This window comes from Prevotella sp. tf2-5 (assembly GCF_900115435.1).
GTDB lineage: Bacteria > Bacteroidota > Bacteroidia > Bacteroidales > Bacteroidaceae > Prevotella.
Genome location: NZ_FOWK01000004.1, coordinates 74,673 through 98,127, shown reverse-complemented (window position 1 = coordinate 98,127; position 23,455 = coordinate 74,673). Strand labels below are relative to the sequence as shown.

Sequence of the window (23,455 nt, the reverse complement as noted above, 5' to 3'; positions counted from 1 at the left end):
ATTTTTATTGCTTAAACTTTACTTTCAGTCCGACCACCAGCATACGACCGGGGGTATACAGGGCATATTTCCGATTGGTGGAGTCAATACGACGGTCTGCCTTGTCGAAGATATTGTCGATACCAATGCTGGGCTCGATGACAGCCCATTTGGCACAGTCGATGGTATGGGTGGTATGCAGGTTCCATACACCAAAGCCAGGGGCATCCTCATCATCTGGATAATACGTCTTCGACTGTAGTCTGCCGTTCAGGTTGATGTTCATACGGTATTTCCCCCATGTGTGGTGATAGTTGGCGGCAATAGTAGCTGCATGACGGATGCTCCGCTCTAAAGTCGTCCACTCCTCCTCACTCTTGGTACGGGCATAGGTATAGACATAGTTGGCAGAGAGGTTAAAGCCCTGGAAGAGATTAGCGGAGGCGTTTATCTGGAAACCTTTCACATCTCCCTCGTCACTGTTCTGGTAGAGGGAGTAGCGTTCCAGTTTGGCAGCCTGGTCCGTCGTCATCTCAGGGAACTCTGTTTGTAGCATCAGCAAGGAAACGTCATCCACATTGATGTTCTTGCGCACGACCATGTCCTTGATACGGTTCAGGTAGCCAGTCACACTGACAGCGATGATGTCTGTACGGTATTCCGCGTTCAGGGAGAGATAATGACTCTTCTCCGGAGAGAGGTCTTGGTTACCGAAGATGATCTGCGGTTTCCCGCGGTTGACAGAGAAATAATGATAATACAGCTCGTCCAGACCTGGTGCCCGGAAACCAGCGGAGTAGGTCGCGCGGAGACGGAAATTACCGGGTGCGTACATCAGGGTCACCTTAGGTGTCAGATGGTTCTTGAACGTCTCATGATGTGTCATACGTAACCCGAGTGTCGCCGTGAAGTCCTTGAGGAATCTCATCTCATGCTGGGCATACGCCGCGATGTTGTAGACATGTTGCTCGATATTCCCGGAAGATGCCGTGAGATAGTCTTTGTGCCAGTCTGCTCCGAAGATCGTGGTGGAATTCTTGTAGAGACCGAGGATCGCCTTTACCTGTCCTTCTATAGAGCGTTGCTTCTTCGACTGCACATAGTCACCGACAGTATAGTCCTTGGTGGCGACGTCATATTCCTTGCCATAGCGGAAACGGTCGACGGTGAAGTCTGCCTGTATGGAGTTCCTGTTATCGAACTTATAGATACCGCCGACATTCCAGCGGAAACCCTTATTGCGCATCTCATAGTCCGTACCGCCTGTGATGTCCTCACGGGTCTCCGGACGGTCCGTGATCTTATAGGAATAGTCCAAGCCGGCGTTCAAGGCAAGGTGCTGACTGGGTGTGTAGGTGAGTTTCTGACTGAAGATACTGGAACGGTATCCAGTGAAGTAGGGGGCTATCGTCTCCTGTGTCTCCGTATCAGAGCCCTTGATATACTCCAGGTTGTTGTTCTGATAGCTGTCAGCACGATGATGTGCGAAAGAGGTATAGGAACCGATCTTTCCCTTATAGATGTCCAGACCTACACTCTCCGTCAGGACTCCGTGACCACTGACTTTCGTGTCGTTGGTGACAGCAAGCTCTGAGGTGGTGGGCTGGTCTGTGATGATGTTGATGACACCGGCGATGGCATCACTGCCATAGAGGGAGGAGGCTGCTCCGTCAAGGACCTCTATCCGTTTCACCCTTGACATGTTGATACGGTTCAGGTCGACATTATTGGAGATGTCGCCAGACAGTTTCTGTCCGTTGATGAGAATGAGGATATACTTGTTTCCTAATCCGTTCAGACGCAGGAAGGTACCCATGGAGTTCGGTGCCATAGACACCTGGGGCATCATTCTCGTCAGGGCCTCGTCAAAGGTCGTGATACCCTGTTCACGGATTTCCTGGTTACTAAGGACATGAACAGGTGTCGCTGTGCTTTTCAGTCGCTGGTGATGACCAGATCCTGTCACGACGACAGGGTTCAGATTATAGGTGCGACTCGTCATCGACGAGTCTTTTCTCTCCATCTTATGGATCTGTGCCTGTGTCATCATGCAACAAGACAACAGACAGAGTATAACTATTGTTTTTATCTTTCTCATGAATTTTTTTGAAAGCGGGAGATGCTATCTCACGACAGCATCTCCCGTCATAAACTTATATAATAATACTTCAGTATGGTTATTAATCCTCAGGTGCCGTTGTCGGTGTGGACATCGCCTCGTCAGTACCTAACTTGTTGATGGCGTCCGACGTGTGCTTCTTCCAGAGGGCACGGACGGCACTACGCTCGGCAAGACCGGGGATATACTCGTCTCCTGTCTTGTAACTTCTCCAGCATGCCTCCTTGAAAATGGTCTCGTAGGCTTCAGTCTCGATGCCGGACTCATTAAACAGTGAATACCAGCTCTCGGGATCATCTGCGTCAGCCATGTCGTTATGGGCATGGTCACCGGCGATAGACATCAGGACGAAGAGCTGAGCCTTGGAAGAGGTGTTGGCAGTATAAGTGATTGTCTTGGTGACATCACCGACCTGATAGTGGAATGTACCACCGTTGATATGCTCCAGGACATCCTCTGCGTAGGTTTCATCCATATCCACCGTTCCTACGTAGTAGTGAGAGCTGATGGCACGGAGATAGGTCTCTAACTGCAGGTAGCGGATGTTACCACCATAGTAGTCGTAACCCTCGGGGTTACCATGTCCCATGAAGGCGACGATACCCTCAGCCACAGCAGCCTTGATGTCTGACTCGTTGTTCAAGGTGATGGCGAGTGTCTGGGCGTCGCTCTCCTCAGCCATCAGCGGAGTACCTACGACAACGTTCCTGTCGAGACTCTTCATATAGGCTTTCGTGAAGTCACCGTTGCGGTTGTTCATGAAGTCTTTCACATAGCTGTCACGGACGCGGCGGTATTCCTCACCAGGGATCACCTGCAGCGACTGGACGATAATCTGCTTGTAACCGGCAAGACCGATTGCTGTCAACCAGTGCTCTGGGTCGAAGTAGTCCTTGGGTGCTACATTCTCACCGGCACGTGCGTTATTGATACAGATAGCAGAAGAGAATGAGAGGTAGACATCCCAGCCGGGGAAACTGCTCTTATAGTCTGCGACCACTTTGTCGAAGGTGTCGTATGCCTGTTCCCAAGTAGAACCGAAGGCAACGAGTAAAATGACTTTGTCGCTTCTCTTCTGACTGTTAACGGTATTGTTGACAGTCTGTTGGTACTTGTCGTAGTTTGACCCTTTTTGCTCATTGTCATCACTACTGCTACATGCTGTGAATGTCATACCGGCGATAAGTGCCATCATGGCAATCATTAAGAATTTAATTTTCTTCATTGTCTCTTGAATTTAAATTAGACTTGTATTTATTAGTAAGTTTCTTTCCTTTGTTAAAGCGGATGACCAGCGAGGCATAGACCGTAGTGCCAGGGGTTGTCGTCCCCAGATGCAGTCCGTGGGGAGTGCGGTCCACATAGTTGAAGATATTGTCGATGCCTGCCTCCAGACGGTAGTTCTTCCCAAACTGATGAGAGGTGGAGAGCCGCCAGAGCTGGTATCCCTTGCCGTCTCCGTCAATCTGGTAATAGCGTTTGCTGGACATGCGTCCGTAGATACCGATGCCCAGATGGTAATAGCGTGAGAAGTCGTGGTTCCAGGTCACATAGACATTCGCTTTGTGATGTGCCATACCGTCGATAATGACCTCTTTCATCGTCTCGTCTTCCGAGTCATACTGATGTGCCTTGGTGTCCAGATAGCTATAGGAGCCGCCAGCCGTCCACTCCTTCGTCTGATAGCGGACGGTGACATCGACACCATAGGTCTTCGCGTCTTCCATATTCTGATACTGACGTACCCGGATGGGGTCGTACTGGGTGATCAACTCACCTGGAGCATCCTTGGTGGGGATGGTGACGAGGGTGATCATGTCGTTCACCTTGTTATAATAGGATGCGACGGTCATCGTCAGGTTTCCGATGGTGTATTCCGCACTCATACCGAAGTAGTTGGAGTGCTGTGCCTTCAGGTCTGTGTTACCGAGATACAGGTAGACTCCGTTCATGTTCTTGATATACTGATAGTGCAGCTCCTTGGTCGTAGGGGTCTTATACCCCTGGCTCCAGGTGGCGCGCAGCCGCAGGTCACCGAGTTTCAGCATCGCCGAGACCTTAGGGGTCAGACGGAACCCGAAACCCTCGTTTCTTGTCAGTCGCAGACCAGCGGTGATATGGAGCGGGTTCAGTAGTGCTAACTCATCCTGCACGTAGAGGGCCTCCGTGTTGTCTGTCGCCTTGCCGCTCGTGACTCGCATGGGTGCCTTCAACCAGTCGTAGCGATAGTCGAAACCAGCACTCAGCCGTTGTTCGTAGGGTAGGGTGAACACTCCTTTCAGGGAGACGTTCGTCAACCGGTGGTCGCTCTGCAACTCCTTGTCGCCGGGGAAATAGGGGAAGTAGTTGGTGAACCGTCCGTTCACATAACCGTCTGTCAACGTGGTGTCTGTATAGACATAGTTATACGCATGTTTCTTCCAGTCCACGTCGAGGGTGATGACATCCCTCGTCCCTCGGTCCTCCTTTTTCGACCCTCCTAAATACCATTTTCCGCCTGCCGATATCGACGCGTTGTCATATTGGAGGTCGTAGGTCTTCACATCCACACCGGGATGATGCCCACAGGGTCGGTAGATTCGTTTCCAGTAGATGCTGCCGTCGGCATATACCTCAATGTTCGGGGAGAACTGGTAGGTCAGGTGTTCTGACACTTGCCAGTTGGTGTGTCGGTTGACCGTTTTGTTACGGGAGTCCGTGATATGATACTCCGTCTGGGAGATAGCTTCCTCTGACGTGTTCTGCCATCCGTCGGAATGCTGCAACTGGAAGTTGGTGTAACTCGAGAACTTCCCATAGTTCAGGGCGAGTCCGTTATGCTGGCGGATATCCCCGTACGAGCCGAAACGGGTGGTGTTCTCCAACATCAGACCTTGTTCTTTGTGTTTCTTGGTGATGATGTTGATGACACCAGCGATGGCGTCCGACCCGTAGAGGGCTGAGGAGGCACCTTTCACGATCTCTATCTTCTCGATATTGTTAGGGTCAATCAGGGAGAGGTCGTTCTCTCCTCCGTTATCACCATGCAACCGTCTGCCGTTGATGAGGATGAGCACATACGAGTTACCCAGTCCGTTCATCTGCAGCCGGGAACTCATATCGCTCTCGCTGAAGTCAAAACTCGCCGTCAGTCCGGAAAGGATATCCTCGATACTCTTTCCCGCATATTGCTGGAGCTGTCGCTGACTGATCACCTCCGTCTGCACGGGTGCGTCTTTCAGGAGGTGCTGTGTACCAGTACCTGTCACCACGACTTCCTGTAAACTGTCAGCACGCCACACGTCTGTCTGTGCCCATGCACCAACAGCCAACAGCCAAAGGCAAAAAGCCAGTCCCTGTCTTAGTTTCATCATACGTCTTTGTTTTCCGCCTACGCATCTTCCTGTGCGGGCGTACATTTATAACATTATAGGCAGGTATTCTGACTCTCCTCAGTCTGCTTTACCTTCCCGGTCTCCCAGTGGCGTTATACAAGCAAACTCTTTAATGAGGATTACAGCTGCAGGTACAGTTCCGGACTCTCACCGGATTCCCTTACATCAGGCGGCATCAGCCACCAGATTGCCATTTCCGGGTGCGAAGGTACGAACTTTTTTCGATATTTGCAAATTATTCCACTATTTTTTGTGGTTATGACCACCTCTGAACCCTGAATCTTGAACCTAAAGAGCATCAGATGGTGGAAGGAGAGTTGTTTTAGAAAGACAAACCTCATACCTAATTTAGGTATGAGGTTTGTCTTTTCCTGATTTCAATTCCTCTTCTCGAATCCAAGCGGCTACGCTCTTGTGCAAGCGCTGCTTGAAGGCGCTGCTGAAGGTGCTGTAACTGTGGTAGCCACTCTTCTGTGCCAGCTGTTGGGCGACGATGGGCTTCTGTGCTGCGGCAAGCTCGCGATAGCGGGCTATGAAGTGACGGATGCGAAGGTCGTGGATGTATTCATAGTAGCTTGTGTTCTGACTAGCGAAATACTGGCTGAGATAGTAGCGGTTCACACCGACGGCAGCCGAAAGTTGTGACAACGTCAGGTCTGTCTGCAGGTAGAGTTGTGTGTCCTCACAGTGCTTCGTCAACAATTGTCCGATATGGGAAACCTCGCCCTTGGGAGAAGGATTCTTACTAAGGCAAGCATCTCCTTGGGCGGAGCAGGGGTTGAGGCTGTCGGTGCTCAGGTCTTTCAATGTCTCCACACGCCACAGCAAGAGACCCGCCAGCGGGAATCCGATGAGATGGGCGATGGTGCACATCACGTAGTTGTCGGTATATTCATAACTCATGAGCAGTAGCATGAGACCGATGAGCAGTGTAAGACTGAGCCACACCTCCTTGTGCTCCAGGTCGGCGTAGTTATCACGCAGCCACCGCCCATATTGTCTTACTGCCACCACCATATATAAAATAAATGCCACGGCGAGGACTAGCCCATAGATCTTGTTCGGTGTCGTGAGGTCGACAGATGGCAGGAAGACCTGCAGTACTGAGAGCATCGCACAGGGTGTTATGACGACAACAATGGGCAAAAGAGGTCGCTGTCGGTCCTGTAACATAGTCAACAATGTGCCGACGAAGACGGGAGGCAATGCCATGCAGTCGATAGCGACAAGCAGTCCGTAGATTACCGAACGGGTGTCGTTCGAGTAGGTGTAGAACAGTATCCACCAGATGTGTGCCACTGCCATGATGCCGAATAAAGCCGCAGCCCAGCGACGTAGTCGTGCGGGCGGTGTGATGTCGGGTGCAATAGCCTTGCCCCGACACAGCAACAGGTAGAGGAACAAGACCACTGCTACGGCAGTTCCTGCACCGTAGAGCAGGAGATACAGTATCGACAATGGAGTTATCTGTTCGGGCATATTGTTATATTATTGTTCCTTTGGTATGCAAAAATACTACTTTTTTACAGAAATCTGTCGACTTTTTCAAATAAAGTTTTGTTTTTTTGCCATTCATCAACGGTTTCCGATGTTGAAAATGCGTTAATTGAGGTTGAAATTACGTTAATTGACAAATCTGTAAAGCCGGTCAACTCTCAGTTAATGCAAAAAAAGTCTCAGTTAATGCAAAATCCTCGCTTGCGGCGATTTTGACCTTGCTAGTCTTGTTTTTTTTGACTACCTTTGGAACTAAAATTATATATATACGATTACTAAATGATAATTATGAAAAAGAGTTTAATTGCTGAAAATGCTACGGAGTTCGACTTTATTGAGCCATCCACCTCATGGAAATTCAAGGACATCAAGTGTAAATAAAAAAGGAATTTTTGCAGATGAAGAAAAAATATAATTTGAGACCATGCATGACTGTCGTCAAGATGAGGAATCATCAACTTCTGGCAGGAAGTCCTGATCCCCCCGTAGAGGGCGAGGGCTCTGACTATGAATGGGGAGATTAAGAATTAGAAAACTTAAGTTAAGACAAAAGACGATGAAGAAACAAATCCTATATGTTACTACGATGCTGCTCTTTGCAGGTTGTTCCTCAGACGTTGCTACCGGTCCTTCTGAGACCGATGTGTGTCAAGGCGTATATGGTTATATGCCAAGTTATGAATTTGGCGACCAGTCTGACGGCGCACTGATGCGTGTCACGCTGACTGCCGGCGACAATGGGCTGTCATTTGCCTGGAATGCGTGTGATGAAATTTGTATTGTCGGCTCGTTCAATGACGATCTGCAGAGCACGACGCACAAAGCCGCGAGCAGTACCTCCTCGGGCAGTCTGCAGACTGGTTTCAACGGCGGTGCCTTTACCCTCAATCCCAGTGCTGTCTATTATTCCTACTATCCCTACAACAGCTCTACTGACGGAAAGACTAACCGACAGATTTTATTAAAGACCCAGACGCAGACGGGCAACAACAGCACGGCACACCTGGGCGCCAAGAACTATATGGTGGCTCCGAAGGTGACCACCGATGCCGAAGCGTCGTGCCTGTTCCATTTTACCAATGTGCTCAGCCCCTGCCGCTTCACGCTCACGTTGCCAGCTTCAGCCAATGGCAAGACCGTCAGCGACCTGACCGTGACGCGCTATGCTGACAACAACCTTTATTTTCCCACCAAAATCACGGAGTATTTCTCCGGGTTGAATTCCGAGGATAGCGAAAACAAAAAGGCTACGGGTATGACCTATAACGAGGGTATCGATGCGAACTTCAAGCAATGCAAGCAGTCGCTGTCCTTTACTGATTGCACCATCGATGACGAACACACCCTCGTGGCTTGGATGATGCTCTTCCCCAAGAACCACTCCACGGGTCGCTACCATGTCACTGTGAAGTGCAGTGACGGCACCGTCTATGCCGGCACCGTGGCTGGCAAGAATCTGGTCGGTGGCAAGGCCTACCGCTTCAATGCCACATTAGGTGAACAGGTTGAAATGACAACAGGCGTGTCCTGGGCTGTTCGCAACGAGGGTGCCACATTGCCTTACGATCAAACATCAGAGGTAACATACGCCAGTCTGTCGGATGCCATCAAGGCTGCCTTGCCCACGGAGGAAGAGGCGCAGGCACTCCTTGACAACAGTGATATCCTCACTGGTCAAGGCTACAACAACAGTGGTACGTTGGTAAGTGGTGTCTATTTCCGCGCCAAGAGCGGAGTCAGTTCCAACCCTGCCGGCAATATCATCTTCCTGCCGTTTACGACCAATGAATCAGGTGGATATTATTGGCTCAGTGGTGGAACGAAAATTCTACATATAGGTACCGACGGCACAGCCAGCATCACTACTGGCTCTTCCGCCGCTGTCCGCACCGTGACCCGATAGCATTCATTGATAACTATTAATTGACAATATGAAACACTTTAAAATTTTTCTAACTGTCGTTTTCGTCATGACATCGGTCGTGACGATGGCTATGGACTACCCTGATTTGGTGTTAGAACATAGAAGGACCACCAATGAACCGTATCAGCAATTCTCCTTGAGGCTTGATGCGCTGTATGGTATTGACAACTATCTGACAGAACACAAATTCTATTTAGGTCAGAGGTCAGGCTATGATATTCTCGGTGCGTCGTCTTTTGAATATGCAGGTTTCAATAATCGTCGGGACGATGACTTCACCGGCTCATACGGAATGAATGACATTATTTTCGAGGATGAACATTATGTGGTTGTGCTCACGAAGATTGAAGGCTTTGACAACCAGACTGCCACCGTGTGGGTGTATAAGCGTGAGGATCCGTTGGAAGACTTTTCCGTCAAGTTTGAATGCTCTTGGAAAAGTAATAACGCTAGTGAGAGTTGGTATACAAAGTATTTGGACTTTTACGCTACGGCTGACGAAAAAAAGAAGTTGAACGAGATGCAGCTTATTCAAAAAGAGAGTAGGGTGTATTTCGTGTCACCCGAGACCATGGTCATCGATGCCCATTTCGGGACCTCTACCAAAGAACGCTATTTTGATGTGTCTGGACAACCTCAGGATGCTGCAAAAAACACGTTCAACGGCAAATCGCCCAAGCAACCGTCAGGCAAGTATGCAGTCAAGGTGAATAAGAACGTGGGATTGTATGCTATTTCCCATCCCTACAAGGTCTCTCTGACAGAGCACATGTCCTTGCACGAATATTGTACGCAGACTTTTCCTTCCAAAATGTTCACGTCCAAGATTTATGCGCAGCCCGCTGACCTGAACTGTGCGCCAGACCAGTATGCCAAGAGCGTTACGCTGACCTGGAAGATGGCTGATCCCAAGATCTATGACTCTAATGATGCCGCCTACGCAGGAAAATGGTATGTCTATCGCCGCAGGAAGGGCGAGGGTGACAGTTCGTGGACCCTGCTGAAATCGGTATCCATCAAAGATGCGGATGACGTGTTCAAATATGAGGATAAGGATGCCCAACAGCTTGAGTTCAATACGCCCTACGAATACAACGTGTGTTTCTACCCCAACTATTGGTTGGAGAGCCGTGGCCATGGAGGCACTGTGGACCCCGAGAAACAAGCCCCGATGGCGGAGTTCAGTAAGACCGCGGAAACTCAGATAGCAACTATTTCGCCACTGATTGGCAATCCGGAGGCAGAGCCGTTAGAAGACAGAATCAAGGTGACGTGGAATCACCACTATGTCCCCAAGAGGACCTTCAACGGCACCTTCCCCACGTTTACCATACAGTATCAGAAGACCAACAGCTCTGAGTGGGTGGAACTTGCCAAACTGAAGATTTCGGATCTGGAGCAGGAATCCAAGGTTGACGGCAGCTTAACGGAAACGTATGTCCACTCAGAGGGTATCGAAGCCTCGTGCATCGGCTACAAGTACCGCATCGTGTTCGACCGTGGCGACAATGTTTCTCCTTTCATGAGCACGTCCACCGTCTCGCCCACCAGAATCAGTAGCGGAACCACCGTCACCTCCCTGGTGACCAGCAAGGGCATCGATAAGAATGGGTGTAACCTCACGTGGAAAGCCCATCAGGTGAGCTCTACTCCCACCACGTTCCGTGTGTCGCGGCGCGAGGTGCGCGAAACGGAGTTCTATACCATCTATACAGTCCAGGGCACCGGTTCCACTTATTCTTACTATGACCAGGGCTGTGAACCAGGCATATATTATGAATATCGCGTGGAGGCCTTTACCGATTGCGAAGGACAGCTGACCTGCAACAACTACAAGTTGGCTATCGGCTTTGCACAGAACTATGGTACCATCAGCGGACAGGTGCTCTATGGTTCGGGCGACGCTGTGGATAGCGTGCGTGTGACGCTGACGCCCAACTCTAGCACAGAGGATGCTCATCCGTTCTTCTATGCCACACAATTCACGGATCAGAGCTATGGCATACAGGTTCCCTTTGATGATGAGAACGGTCTCAGGGAGAATGCGCTTGAGGGTGACTATACTATTGGAATGTGGGTAAAGACAAATAGTGAAAGATGCCATCTTTTCAACATTGTCGCTGAAAATGGATGGGATGTGAAACTCTTTAAAGACAATAACGGCCTGACCTATCTTTTGCACGATACCTTTACCATTACCAAACTTAAGAAACATCCAAAAGCCAACAGCTGGAACTATGTATTCCTAAAGTGTAAAAGAAGAGGCACTGAAGGCGATTTTTATGGAGACTATACCTTAGGCTTTATAGACGAAGAAGGAAAACTTTATGAGAACACGGTCGTCAGCGGACCTGTTGCCAAAAGCAAGCCAAAGGTAATGGTGGTAGGCATGCAAAAGGTAGATGAGAGCTTAGGGATCAAAGACCCTTATAATTATATGACGCCAGACTCTACACTGCTGATTGATGAGTTCCGCGTCTATAGCCGTGCACTGAGCGACAACGAAATCCTTCGCAGTTACGACCGCATGCTGTCGGGCGACGAGCAGGGTCTTTCCCTCTACTGGTCTATGAACGAAGGCTATCAGACGGGATATGTCTATGACCGTTCGAGAACCAACAGCGTACCCAACAAATCTCATGGAAAGGTTGTGAGCGGCGTGGCATACACCGAGGATTCACCTAACCAGACTGACCAGGTTTCGACTTACGGACTGACCGACGAGAATGGCTCGTATGTCATCACGGGCATTCCCTATTCCGGCAATGGCATCAACTACACCATCACACCGTCGAAAGGCGTCCACGAGTTCAACAGCTCGAAGCAGACGCGCTACATCAGCAACCATTCATTGGTATATAGCGGTGTGAACTTCACCGACGTCAGCTACTTCCCCGTGCATGGCACCGTGCGCTATGCCGGCACCACCATTCCAGTGGATAGCTGCACCTTCGAAGTCGATGGTACGCCGTGCACAGCAGAAGGCACTCCTATCATGACCGATGCGGAAGGTAAATTCACCATCAGCGTGCCCATTGGTGATCACTACATCACCATAAAGCGCAACAACCACGTCTTTGTCGATAAGGGTCGCTACCCCGCCAATGGCAAGCACACCTTCAAGGCAGAGACCTACAACCTGGACTTCGAGGACGCTACGCTGGTGAACTTTGCAGGGCGTATCGTGGGCGGTTACAAGGATCAGAATAAGCCGCTGGGCTTCGAACAATCAATGAACAACATCGGACGTGTGACGATGACGCTGACTCCCACCGACGACCGTTACTATGTGAATGCGAAGAAGACCATCGACGGCACCACCTTCACCTACGACTTCAACGACGAACGGGTGGACGTTGCCTGCAACAGCAACAACAACATTGAGAGTCATTCGTATCGCGGATTCGGTTCGGTGGAGGAGTGTAAGAAGATCTACATTGAGACCGATGCCGAAACGGGTGAATTCTCAGCTATGTTGCCTCCTATCAACTATCAGATGAGTGCCCAGAAACTGGTGGCAAACAGCGACATCGTGGTAGGCGAAAGTCGCACCATCGACCTGAGTAAGTTCCATCTGGCTTCTGCCGACACGCTGTTTAGCGAAACCAAGACGACGGATCCTGCTACTGGCAAGGTAACCGTTACGAAGAAGGCAGAGAATGTTTATGAATATCAGAAGAAGTATATTGCCGACTACCATACGACGCCCGTGTTCAAGGTGAACGATGGAGAGCCTTTTGGTGAAAAGAAGTACAAGGGTCGTGACGAGGACGGCGTATATGAAGTCGATGGACTCTACACCAAAAACGGCAATACTATCAGCTATAAGCTGGGCTATCCTGTGTTTGTGACGGAAAATGACTACGACTTCGAAATCGAGGCTTACGAAAGCTATATGAATGCTGACAACCCGAAAGCAGAAGAGGACAATCAACCACTGTCTGGATGCTTTGTGCAGATCAGCAATGCGCTGTCATCTTCCACCTCAATGGTGATGGTGCCACAGACTCTTCCTGACGGCACCAAGTTTGAGGAAGGTACACCCGTTGGTGAGGAAATCAATGGTGTGCAGTTGGACAGCTTGGGCCAGGCCACCTACCAATGGGTCGCCGGTTTGCCCAATACCAACGCCAAGACGAACCACGCACTGAGCATTACGATGAAACTCTTCGTCAGCGGTAAGCAGTATGACTGGGTTCCTGACGACAATTCGGGCATCCAGTGGCGTGCCGACGGTACCAACACGGGACCAGGCATGAAGGGTGTCAACGTGGGTGCCATCAACATGGGCAATAACTTTGTGACCCTTGCCGCAGACCAAGTGATGATGGTGCTGCGCGACCCGCCAGGAGCGAAATCAAGTGCTACATGGAAGAAGGGCTCTACCCTGACAGTCAAGAATTCCAGACTGGATGGTCACGGTGCACATACGAAAGACGTCGTAGCAAAAGCGTGGGGTAAGGGTCATCAGCAGGTGAATTTAGCCACAGGTGCTATAGAAGTTGCGAATTACAAACACACATTTCATGGTGGTCTTGATGTCACTGGTGGAAAATACTGGGAAGACATCAATACCGAGACATTTACCACGACACAGGACATCTCTACCTCGAGTGGTACTGAATATGTGGGCAGCTGGGGCGACCTCTATGTCGGCAAGAGCCGCAACCGCATCTTTGGCGATGCCCGTCAGGTGTATATCCCGAGGAGCGCGTCGAAAATCGATGTCCGTAACGTCACGGGTGTCCAAGACTCGGTGAAAACCATCTTCATCTACTCACAGTTGGAAATCCTCAGAAATATCATCCCCAACTATAAGGCGCAGATTAAGAAACTGCTGAAGGACACCTACGGACAGCCTCGCAAGTCGCGGTCGGAAATCACTACAGTACACTACTACAGCAACCTGCCTGAGGACCACCCGAACTACGGACGCAGCAATTTCGACCCTGTCTTTGGCAGTGCTGCCGGTGTCAATGATAATAAGGAGGGACCGAGCTATGCCTTTGTGGCTCCTGAGGGCAAGAACAGTCAGGACACCATCCAGTTCATGTTCGAACAGATTAAGGCGTGGGAAAACATCATCAAGCGCAATGAGCAGGAGAAGGTCATGATGTACGAGGACCGCAACTCGTCGGATGTGGCTTCTGAGAATATCTCGTTTGACGGCGGTGCTTCCGTCACACGCTCCTATACCTCGTCAACAGACAGCACAAGTGTCACTAAATGGGACTGCGAGGAGCATGTCATTGTAGAATGGAACAGTGGCACAATATGGAACGGTGCAGGCGTTATCTTTGAGACGGCTAACAACACCATTCACAAGCAAGCGGAGAATGAAACCACCTCGAACCAGGCAACGCAGACCTTCAGCTTTACACTGGGCGATAATCCCTATTGTGACCATTCGGTAGATGTGTATTCCAAGAAATCGGAGGACCAGAAGAAGCAGTTTGCCACGACATACTATGGCTGGGGTCCCATCTTCCGCACACGAGCCGGACACACCTATGGACCTTACGAGGACGGAGACTCTACGCTCTACTTTAGCAAAGGCGAGGAAATCATGGCGAAGACCATCCAGATGGAGGTGCCGCAGCTGATTATCAACGAGCCTGTACAGAGTAATGTGCCTAATGGTGGTTCCGCCTTCTTCAAGGTGAAGCTCAGCAATCAGTCCTATGCACAGTCGGATCACTACTTCAGACTGGGCTTCAAGCCTGATACGAACCCGAAGGGTGCCGTGCTGACGGTGGACGGAATGCCGCTGCTGGAAGGCTTGAAACTATACCTACCTTATAATAAGACGATAGAGAAGACCATCGAACTGAAGCAAGGCGACGGTGGCACTTTAGACTATAACGACATCAAGCTGTATCTGCGCTCCACGACTCAGGACGATGCCACCAGCCACTGGCCGGTCATCGAGTCGGTAGTGCCCATCAGTGCCCACTTCGTGCCTGTGTCAACAGATGTGTCCCTCCATATTGATCACCAGGTGGTGAACACGGCGACGGGTACGACGGTGAACTTCCAGGTGAGCGACTTCGACATCAATCATACCGGACTGAAGGCATTGCGCCTGCAGTACCGCTACAACAAGAACGACTGGGCGATATTGAAGGAGTGGGTAACCGGTGAGCCCCTGCCCGGACAGGAGAGTCTGGTAGATGCCGTACAAGCTGGTGGTGGCATCCTCAAGGTGCCTTTCGACATGAAGCAGTATGTGGACGGCAACTACACCTTCCGCGTGCTGTCTGCCACGAGCCACGGCAATGAAGAAGAGGTGACGAAGACATCGGAAGAGATAGAAGTCATCAAGGATACGCACCGGCCGACGTTGATAGTCCTGCCCATGCCTTCTGACGGCGTGCTGGATAGGGCCAGCATCATCAGCGCTGAGTTCAACGAGGATATTATTGGCGATAAGGTGACCCAGGACAACAACATCGAGGTCAAGGGTACGCTGATTGAAAACAGCAAGAATGTCTATCAGGTTGGTCTGATAGGGCAGAACATCGCTGAAAACCAGTCCATGACAAAGAACAAGATAGACCTGCGTAACCAGTCGTTCACGGCGGAATTCTGGGCAAAGAACGCTAACGGCTATCTGTTGACGTTTGGCACCAACGAAACGCTGACGGCGTTGGGCGTCAATGGGAAGCAACCCTATATGGTCATTGCCAATGGCGGTGCCGTCGATGAGCAGGGCAAAGCCGTCGAACCGTTTGAAATAGCAGCCAGTGAGTCGCTGACATTCAAGGATGACGAATGGGTGTTCTGGCAGCTGTCTTACAAGGCAAAGGACCCACAGGTGGAAACCAGTAAGAACACACTCTCGCTGACGGCCTATTATGGAGACCAGACGAAGAAGGTGTTCAACGAAACGGCAGTGCCCGACATCCTGAGCAATGGAAAGATGACGGTTGGCAGTTTATCTACTACCGAGTTTGCCGACCTGGCACTGTGGAACTATGTACGTGGCGAAGGTCAGGTGCAGCAGGGTATGAAGCGTAAGAGCGGACTGGAGAGTGGTCTGTGGCACTACTGGAAGATGGAAGAGGGCCACGGCGAGACGGCAGAGGATGTCGTGGGTGGTAACCATATCGAAGTGCCCGCCAACGGCTGGTTCATCGATAACGTCAACTACAGTGCCCACCTCACCGCTGACAAGCATCTTGCCATCCCGATGAACGACATCAACATGGACGATGCGGACAGCTATGCACTGGAGTTCTGGTACAAGAGAGATACCCAGCTTACGGAAAAGACCGACCAGCAGATTCTGAATACCAGCAACAACGGTATCACCATGAGTGCGAAAGCCAATGGCCATATCGCTCTGAAAACCGTCATGAACGACGAAGAGCGGACCTATGAGTCGGTAGGAGCCTTTGACGACGAGTGGCACCACGTGCTGCTGAACGTGCAGCGCGGCATCTCTGCCATGGTCTATGTAGACGGCACCAGCCAGATGGCCCTGCAGGAAAAGACGATACCCGGACTTGCCTGCGACAGCCTGTACTTTGGCGACGGTCTGACGGGCGATGTCGACGAGGTACGCATTTGGAGCGGCCTGTACAGCAACCAGGTGCTGACCGATGAGCGCTACAATATGATAGACACCGCTTCTGTCAAGGGACTGGTGCGCTACTATCCGTTCGAATCATCCTCACTCGACGAGGGCAACCAGGTAGTCACATCCTTCTCACCGCATAACGCTATTGAGAAGAGTGACGTCACCATCCATGACCTGAAGGGCAGACTGGTGAAGGCTTCGACGATGCCTCCGCTGAAGGTTGCACCGACACGCAGTAACCTGTTCTATACGTTTACGGCTTCTGACCGCAAGATAACGATTACCATCGACGAGGGAGTGCTGAACAAACTGGAGGGCACCACGATCAACATCTCGCTGAAGAATGTGCCTGACATCAACGGCAACAGTTCGAAACGTATCTCGTGGAATGCATACGTGCGCAAGAATCCGTTACGATGGGGTGAGCTCCAGAAGATTGATATTACAACGGAAGAAGGCACGGAGAAGACCTTCACCAGAGATATCGTCAACCTGAGTGCTGCCAATGTGAACTGGACGCTGAACATGCCTTCGTGGCTGTCAGCATCACCTTCCAGCGGCACCATCAATCCTAACAGCGCTGTCGCCATCGAGTTCACCGTCAGTGCCGACGTTCCGGTAGGTAAGCTGTCGGAGAACATCGGTCTGACAAATGTAGCCAACAATATGACGGAACGCTGCGCCATCGACCTGACTGTATTGGGTAACACACCAGGATGGAGTGTCGATAAGAGCGACAAGGAATTCAGTATTCCGATGACGGCATGTCTGGTTGTGAACAATGCTTACAGCGAGGACGAGTCCGACGTGGTGGCAGCCTTCATAGAGGATGTCTGTGTGGGTGTCAGCAATGTGCAGTACAACAGCCGCCGCAACAGCAACTTCGTCAACATGACCCTCTATGGCGGACAAGACCAGTTGGGCAAGAGCATCACGTTCAAGGCATGGGATGCAAACCACAACGTGACCTACTCACCGCTGGAGCGCAAGAATGGCGGAAAGATGATATTCACCGCCAACGCCACTCCTTTCGGCAGTTACGACAATCCGGAGGTGCTCGTTGCCGGTTCGATGGTGGAGCAGACACTGGATCTGAAGGAAGGCTGGAACTGGGTGAGCTTCTATGTCAACAGCAAAGGTCAGAGCCTGAATGACGCCCTGCGGTTTGCCGATGGCAAGATAAGTACTGTCAAGACACAGATACATGGTGCGGAATGGAATCCGAACCTCGACGACAGCGGTGTGCCTTACGGCTTCATGGGACGTGACCTGGAAGACCTGAACGAGAATTCGATGTATGCCATCAAGGCGCTGGAGGATGTCAGCGTCACGATATCGGGCACATTGCTCACAGGTGCTGAGGCTATGCAGACCGTCAAGAAGGGATGGACCTGGATCCGCAATCCGTACTTTAAGAACCAGTCGGTCACCTCTGCCTTCTCAGGCTTCACTCCTACTGGTGACGACGTACTGCAGACACGCGATGCCTATGCGCAGTGGACGGAAACCTATCATCGTTGGGAAGGTCTGATGACCAACTTCATGCCCGGAACGGGATATAAGTACTATTCGGGCAGCAGTGAGTCGAAACCCTTGTTTGACGACATCACCCTACAGAACACCCTGAGAGCCAGGAGAGTGGGTGATGACGGAGAGCAGTCGTCGGGCGACAACTACGGTTATGCCGACAATATGCTTGTCATCGCCAAGCTCGTGCTAACCGATGCTGTGGATGTTGACATGGACCAGGTGGCAGTTACTGCGACGAACAACAGTCAGGAAACATTCACAACACTTCCCGACCGTGGATTCTATGTGATGACAGTAGCGGGAGAGGACAACGCGACATTCACTTTCGATGCTTTGGTGAACGGGACACATCGCCAGCTGTACGCATTCGTCTACACAGACGATGGTCAACAGGAGGATTGTTCTATTACCTTCGAACCGGATGCTGTGACAGGATCATTCACTTCGCCCATCATACTTACGGACAATAAGGATTTAACGGGCATCAAGAAACTGGACACCGACCAGAACGGCGACTATGAGGTATATACCATACAGGGTTACCTCTTGTTCAAAGGCAAGAACAATGCTGAGCAGTTCAAGAAACTGGCTCCTGGTGTCTACATTGTCAACGGCTCTAAGTACGTAAAGAAGTCTAATTAACAAACAACACAATAAGACTTTAAGGTTAATAAGAAAGCCCGGGCATATTCGCCTGGGCTTTCTTATGTCACTTACCCGTCCCATGACATATCTAATTATTCCACTCTTAACCCTTAACCTTGAACCCTTGAATCTTGAACCCTGTACCCTGAACCCTTCCAGTATCTGTTATAGGGGTATAACAGCTCTTAGTATCAGTCATACTAGGCTTTAGCACAAGTGATGGCAGATACTGGAGTGGGGGATAGAAGGCATCGGAATCAATAACCCCATTTTTATGCGTGACAGTGACAGTTGTGACAGTAAGTTTTGGTTGAATTTTTAACAGTTTAACAGTTAACAGTTAGCGAAAAGAAAAAATCAATCACAAATCACAGATCACAGTTACTTGTTTTGAGATTGACCGAAGAGGATTTTTTTCAGTTTTCAGCAAGCGGGACAGGAAACAGAGTGGAAACGGAAACGGAAACAGTTAGCTTAAAGTGAAAAAATACTGGTACTAAATTTATTATATATATATAATATATATATTATATATATATAATAATATATACATAATAATAAATCTGACTTCATTGAAAAATCAATTTTGACCTAACTGTTTCTGTTTCCGTTTCCGTTTCAATAACTGTGATTTGTGATTTGTGACTGCCATGATCCATACGGAATAAGTTGACTCCGCACCCTGGGAATCGTTGACGAGTACCCCTAAGTTGGTTGACTCTTTTCCTAGGAACGTTGACTTTCACTAACTGTCATCTGTCACACTGTCACGCTTTAACCCTGCCATCGGTTAAGTATTTTGTATAATACCAACTGTTAACTGTTAAACTGTTAAATCACAGTTTGCGATTTCAGATTTCAGTAAGCGAACGAACGAACAGCGAACAGTTTACTAAAGTAGAAATATAACTAAAAGTTTATATATTATATTATTATATATATATTATATATAATATATATATAATATATATATAATAAAATTAGTGGTCAACATTTTTTGGCAAATGGAATAACTGTTCAACTGTTCGTTCGTTCATCCGTCATTTGTCATAGCATTCAACGTTTTGACTTACTGAAAACTGAAATCTGAAATCAATCATTGAAAACCGAATCAGAAAATCGGAACTGTTATTTGTTAACTGTTATGCAAACTTTAATCTGTGCACAATGATACATTTTCAGAATTATATAATATTATAATATTATATAATTTATATATTGTACAGACAGTGTCTTGCCCCTATCCTCCCACTAAAAATACCGCAAACCTCGATAAATAAAGGGCGCAAGACTAGTTGGAGGTTAGGGGTTTGGCTCACACAGGGACAGTCCCCTTGTGAGTACTGCCTGAAGATGCCTCCCAGCAACTGCTCGAACTCGGGGTTGTTCAGCACGTAGCGGTTGAAGTAGGAATGGTCAATCTTCAATGTACTGCATGATGAGGTCGGCCATCTGCTCCTCAGTTTTGCCGTCGGCAGAGATGACGAGCTGGTAGTTGCGGGTGTCGTAGCGCGAGGTGCCGGTGTACTTCTTCACGTAGTTCTCGCGCATCTTGTCCACCTGGTCGATGATCTTGCGGGCCTCCTCAGGCGTGATGCCCTGCTTGCGGACCACGCGCTCCATGCGGTGCTCCATCGAGGCCTGGATGAGGACGCTCAGGTGGTTGGGATGCAGGCGGAACACGTGGAAGCCGCTGCGGCCGGCCACCACGCACGACTCCCCGGCGGCGAGGTCCTGCAGGATGAGCGTCTCGGTCTTGAACATCTCATCGGTAGTCAGCAGGTCGGTGGCATCGCCCTTCTTCGGCATGTAGTAGTCCATGCTCATACCCGAGTCGATCTTCAGGATGCGCTCCACGTCGGCCCACCAGCTGTGCTTACGGCCTTTCAGGCGTTCAATCTCCTCAGGGCTGATGTGATACTTCTCCTGCAGGGTCTTGATGACGGCCTTGTCGTAGAAGGGCACGCCCAGTTTCTCTGCCAAAAGGCGGCCCACGGTGCGGCCGCCACTACCTAACTCACGATTGATCGTGATGACAAATTTCTCGTTCTTGTTCATTTTCGTATTATTTACTGTTAGTGATTATATGATCAGTTTCACACGGAAGCCGCGCTTGGTCTCTTCCTCTATCACCTGGCGGCACTGCCCGGAGAGCTCGCTGCGATGGGCATCGTTCAGCGGTGTGGCAGTCATTTTCTCCACCATGAAGTCAAGGGCCGTGACGAGCGACTGCTCGCTGTGTGTGATTCGCACGGTGATGGGGCGGTAGGGTGCCATTGCGCCGTCGAGCATCTTGCCGATCAGCTGCTGGGCCTTCTCTTCCTTCTCAGGGATGGCGTACTTGTGGCAGAAGGCACTGACAGCCGAGTGCATGCCGAGGAAGTCGAAGTCAGGGCCGTCAATCTCAAACACCTCCTTGCGGATGCGCTGTATGAAGGCCTTGGTGGCGCTGTGGACGGGCGACTCGAAGATCTGCCGGGGCGAGCCGTCCTCGTGGATATAGCCGTCGTACATGAAGAAGATACGGGTGCTTACATCGTGGGCAAACTTCATCTCGTGTGTGACGATGAGCATCGTCATGCCCTCCTTGGCCAACTGACGGATAACGCTGAGCACCTCGCCCACCATCGTCGGGTCGAGAGCCGAGGTAGGCTCGTCGAAGAGGATGACGTCGGGCTTCATGGCCAGAGCGCGGGCGATGGCCACACGCTGTTTCTGTCCGCCGGAGAGGCTCGACGGATAGACGTCGGCCTTCTCGGCCAGTCCCACCTTGCGCAGCAATGCCAGTCCCTCCCTGCGTGCCTCTTCCTCTGGCATACGACGCAACTGGCAGGGCGCGAAGATGACGTTCTCCAGCACCGTCTTATGCTCGAAGAGGTTGAACGACTGGAACACCATGCCCATCTTCTGCCGCAGCCTGTTGACTGGATAGCCTTTGGCGAGAATGTCTTCCCCATCGACGACGATACTGCCGCCGGTAGGTTGCTCCAGCAGGTTCAGACAGCGTAGCAGGGTGCTCTTGCCCGTGCCTGAAGGCCCGATGATGGAGATGACCTCGCCGCGATGGATGTCGACGGTGATGTCGCGCAGCACTTCGAGCGAGCCGTAGCTCTTTCGAAGGTGAACAAGCCTCACCTCCGCCCCCATTCCCGAGCAGAGCTCGCCTACCCGTAGCCTTTCTCCCAAGGAGAGGGGAGTAGAATGTAACGTAGTGAAACGTCTGCGGCGGAGGAAGAACCACGTGCCGCCACCTATTATAATAATTAGGATAGCCAGTTCTCCCCAAAGGTAATCACGCCCCTCTCCCTTTGGAATGGGGGCGGGGGTGAGGCTTAGTATCCCTGCTTCCCCTTTTCGCGTGATGAGCACGATGTGCGACTCTACATAGCCGTCGGAGAAGAGCACCTGCTTCTGTCGCTCCTTGGTGACGCTGATGGCGCCCATGGCCATGTCGGCCTTGCCCGTCTGCACGGCAGGAATCTGTGCGGCGAAGTCCATCACGAGAAATTCCAGTTTCCAATTCCTACGGTTGGCCCACTCCGTCAGCAGGGCGGGCTCCAATCCAGAGGGCTTGCCGGAATTGATAAAGTTGAACGGCGGCATGACCGGATAGGTGGCCACGCGCAGGGTGCGCCCTGTACCGCGCTGCTCGGGGATGGTCAGGGCCGAGGGGTCGTCGGACTGCTGCCAGCGGTCGTAGATCTTCTGGTAGGTGCCGTCGCGGCGTATGTCGGCCAGGAACTGGTTGAAGTCCTGCTGCAGGGCGGTGTTGCCCCGCTTGAAAATGGCAGCCACGGGAATGGACTCCAGTCCGGCGCCCACTGAGTCCACCTTGTCGGCTATTTCCCTGTTGAAATCCAGCGACAGGCTCTCACTGCCCGCCACGTCCACCTTGCCGCTCTCCAGGGCAGCCAGCAGGTCGGTCGTGGTGGTCATGCGCAGGATGTCGGCATCGGGAGCCATGCTGGTGACGGCGATGTCCTGGATGCTGCCGATGATGACGGCCACACTCTTGCCCTTTAGCGCCTTGAAGACGGGAGGCACCTCTGACGACGAAATGCCAGATCTGTTGGCAGGAGCATCGCCTCCGTCCATCGTGGACATATAGCCCGCCAGACCTAACAGTGTCAGCACCACTGCCGCAACCGTAGCTTTCATACGTTGCCGCTGCACCAGTGACTGAAGCAGCATTCCGATGAGCCACGCCATAACGAAATAGATAATGGCCGTCACGATGAGGGGGAAGAAGGCATCGAACGTGCGCGAGCGTATCAGGTCCGAGGCTCGCGTCATGTCGGCCACGGCAATGTAGCCTACAATGCTCGTGCCCTTCAGCAGACTGATAATCTCGCCTTGATAGACGGGCATCACCGCACGGACCACCTGTGGCAGCACAATACGGAAGAACGTCTGCCGCTGTGTGAAGCCCAAGGCCAGGCCCGCCTCCGTCTGTCCGCGGTCGATGCCCTGGATGGTGGTCCGCAGCATCTCGCTGATGTATGCCGCAGTATTCATGGCGAAGGTGACGATGGCCACCACGATGCCGGTAGCATCCACTGGTGCCATCACCACATAGTACATCAGCATGAGCAGCACCAGCACCGGCGTGCCCCGCATCAAGTCGATATACACCCGTGCCACTTGCTGCAGCCATCGGCGGCGGCTCATGCGCATCCAGCACACCAGTCCGCCCAGTATCGTACCCAGCACGGCGGCAAAGAGCGTGATAAGCAGCGTCACCTGCAGACCGTCGAGAATCATGCGGTAGCGATCCTCCACTATCAGGTTGTTGCTGAAGCTCTCAGTCA

Annotated in this window: 7 protein-coding genes, 2 pseudogenes and 1 riboswitch; of the genes and pseudogenes, 2 read left to right on the top strand and 7 right to left on the bottom strand. The window is 51.1% G+C overall.

What is annotated here, in order from left to right; genetic code table 11:
• Positions 1-4: 4 nt before the first annotated feature.
• The 4 genes from BM257_RS05680 to BM257_RS05665 form a co-directional block, all read right to left on the bottom strand.
• Complete coding sequence (locus tag BM257_RS05680) at positions 5-2,077, bottom strand: TonB-dependent receptor plug domain-containing protein (protein WP_092069542.1); 2,073 nt, start codon at positions 2,075-2,077, stop codon at positions 5-7.
• A gap of 82 nt (positions 2,078-2,159) precedes the next feature.
• Positions 2,160-3,323, bottom strand: coding sequence for a sirohydrochlorin cobaltochelatase (locus BM257_RS05675; RefSeq protein WP_092069539.1), 1,164 nt, complete (start codon positions 3,321-3,323; stop codon positions 2,160-2,162).
• A complete protein-coding gene (locus BM257_RS05670) occupies positions 3,310-5,451 on the bottom strand; it encodes a TonB-dependent receptor plug domain-containing protein (RefSeq protein ID WP_255405573.1) in 2,142 nt (713 codons plus the stop codon). The genes BM257_RS05675 and BM257_RS05670 overlap by 14 nt, the downstream gene beginning before the upstream one ends.
• Before the next feature lie 40 nt (positions 5,452-5,491).
• Positions 5,492-5,682, bottom strand: a riboswitch (cobalamin riboswitch).
• A gap of 138 nt (positions 5,683-5,820) precedes the next feature.
• Positions 5,821-6,951 (bottom strand): helix-turn-helix transcriptional regulator, encoded by a 1,131-nt coding sequence (locus BM257_RS05665; protein ID WP_092069536.1) that lies wholly within the window; start codon positions 6,949-6,951, stop codon positions 5,821-5,823.
• A 574-nt stretch (positions 6,952-7,525) separates the two neighbouring features.
• Here BM257_RS05665 and BM257_RS05660 point away from each other — a divergent pair.
• Positions 7,526-8,872, top strand: a complete 1,347-nt coding sequence (locus BM257_RS05660) for a fimbrillin family protein (protein WP_092069533.1) — start codon at positions 7,526-7,528, stop codon at positions 8,870-8,872.
• Positions 8,873-8,900: 28 nt separating this feature from the next.
• On the top strand, positions 8,901-18,644 hold the full coding sequence (locus BM257_RS05655) for a LamG-like jellyroll fold domain-containing protein (protein WP_092069530.1): 9,744 nt from the start codon (positions 8,901-8,903) through the stop codon (positions 18,642-18,644).
• A 1,419-nt stretch (positions 18,645-20,063) separates the two neighbouring features.
• Here the strand turns inward: BM257_RS05655 and BM257_RS05650 are convergent.
• The 3 genes and pseudogenes from BM257_RS05650 to BM257_RS15265 form a co-directional block, all read right to left on the bottom strand.
• Positions 20,064-20,705: a cytidylate kinase-like family protein gene (locus BM257_RS05650; protein ID WP_092069527.1), complete on the bottom strand. Its 642-nt coding sequence runs from the start codon at positions 20,703-20,705 to the stop codon at positions 20,064-20,066.
• A gap of 363 nt (positions 20,706-21,068) precedes the next feature.
• A pseudogene (locus BM257_RS15270) lies at positions 21,069-21,794 on the bottom strand (amino acid ABC transporter ATP-binding protein); the annotation flags it as partial.
• A gap of 201 nt (positions 21,795-21,995) precedes the next feature.
• Positions 21,996-23,408, bottom strand: a pseudogene (locus BM257_RS15265) (ABC transporter permease subunit); the annotation flags it as partial.
• Positions 23,409-23,455 lie beyond the last annotated feature (47 nt).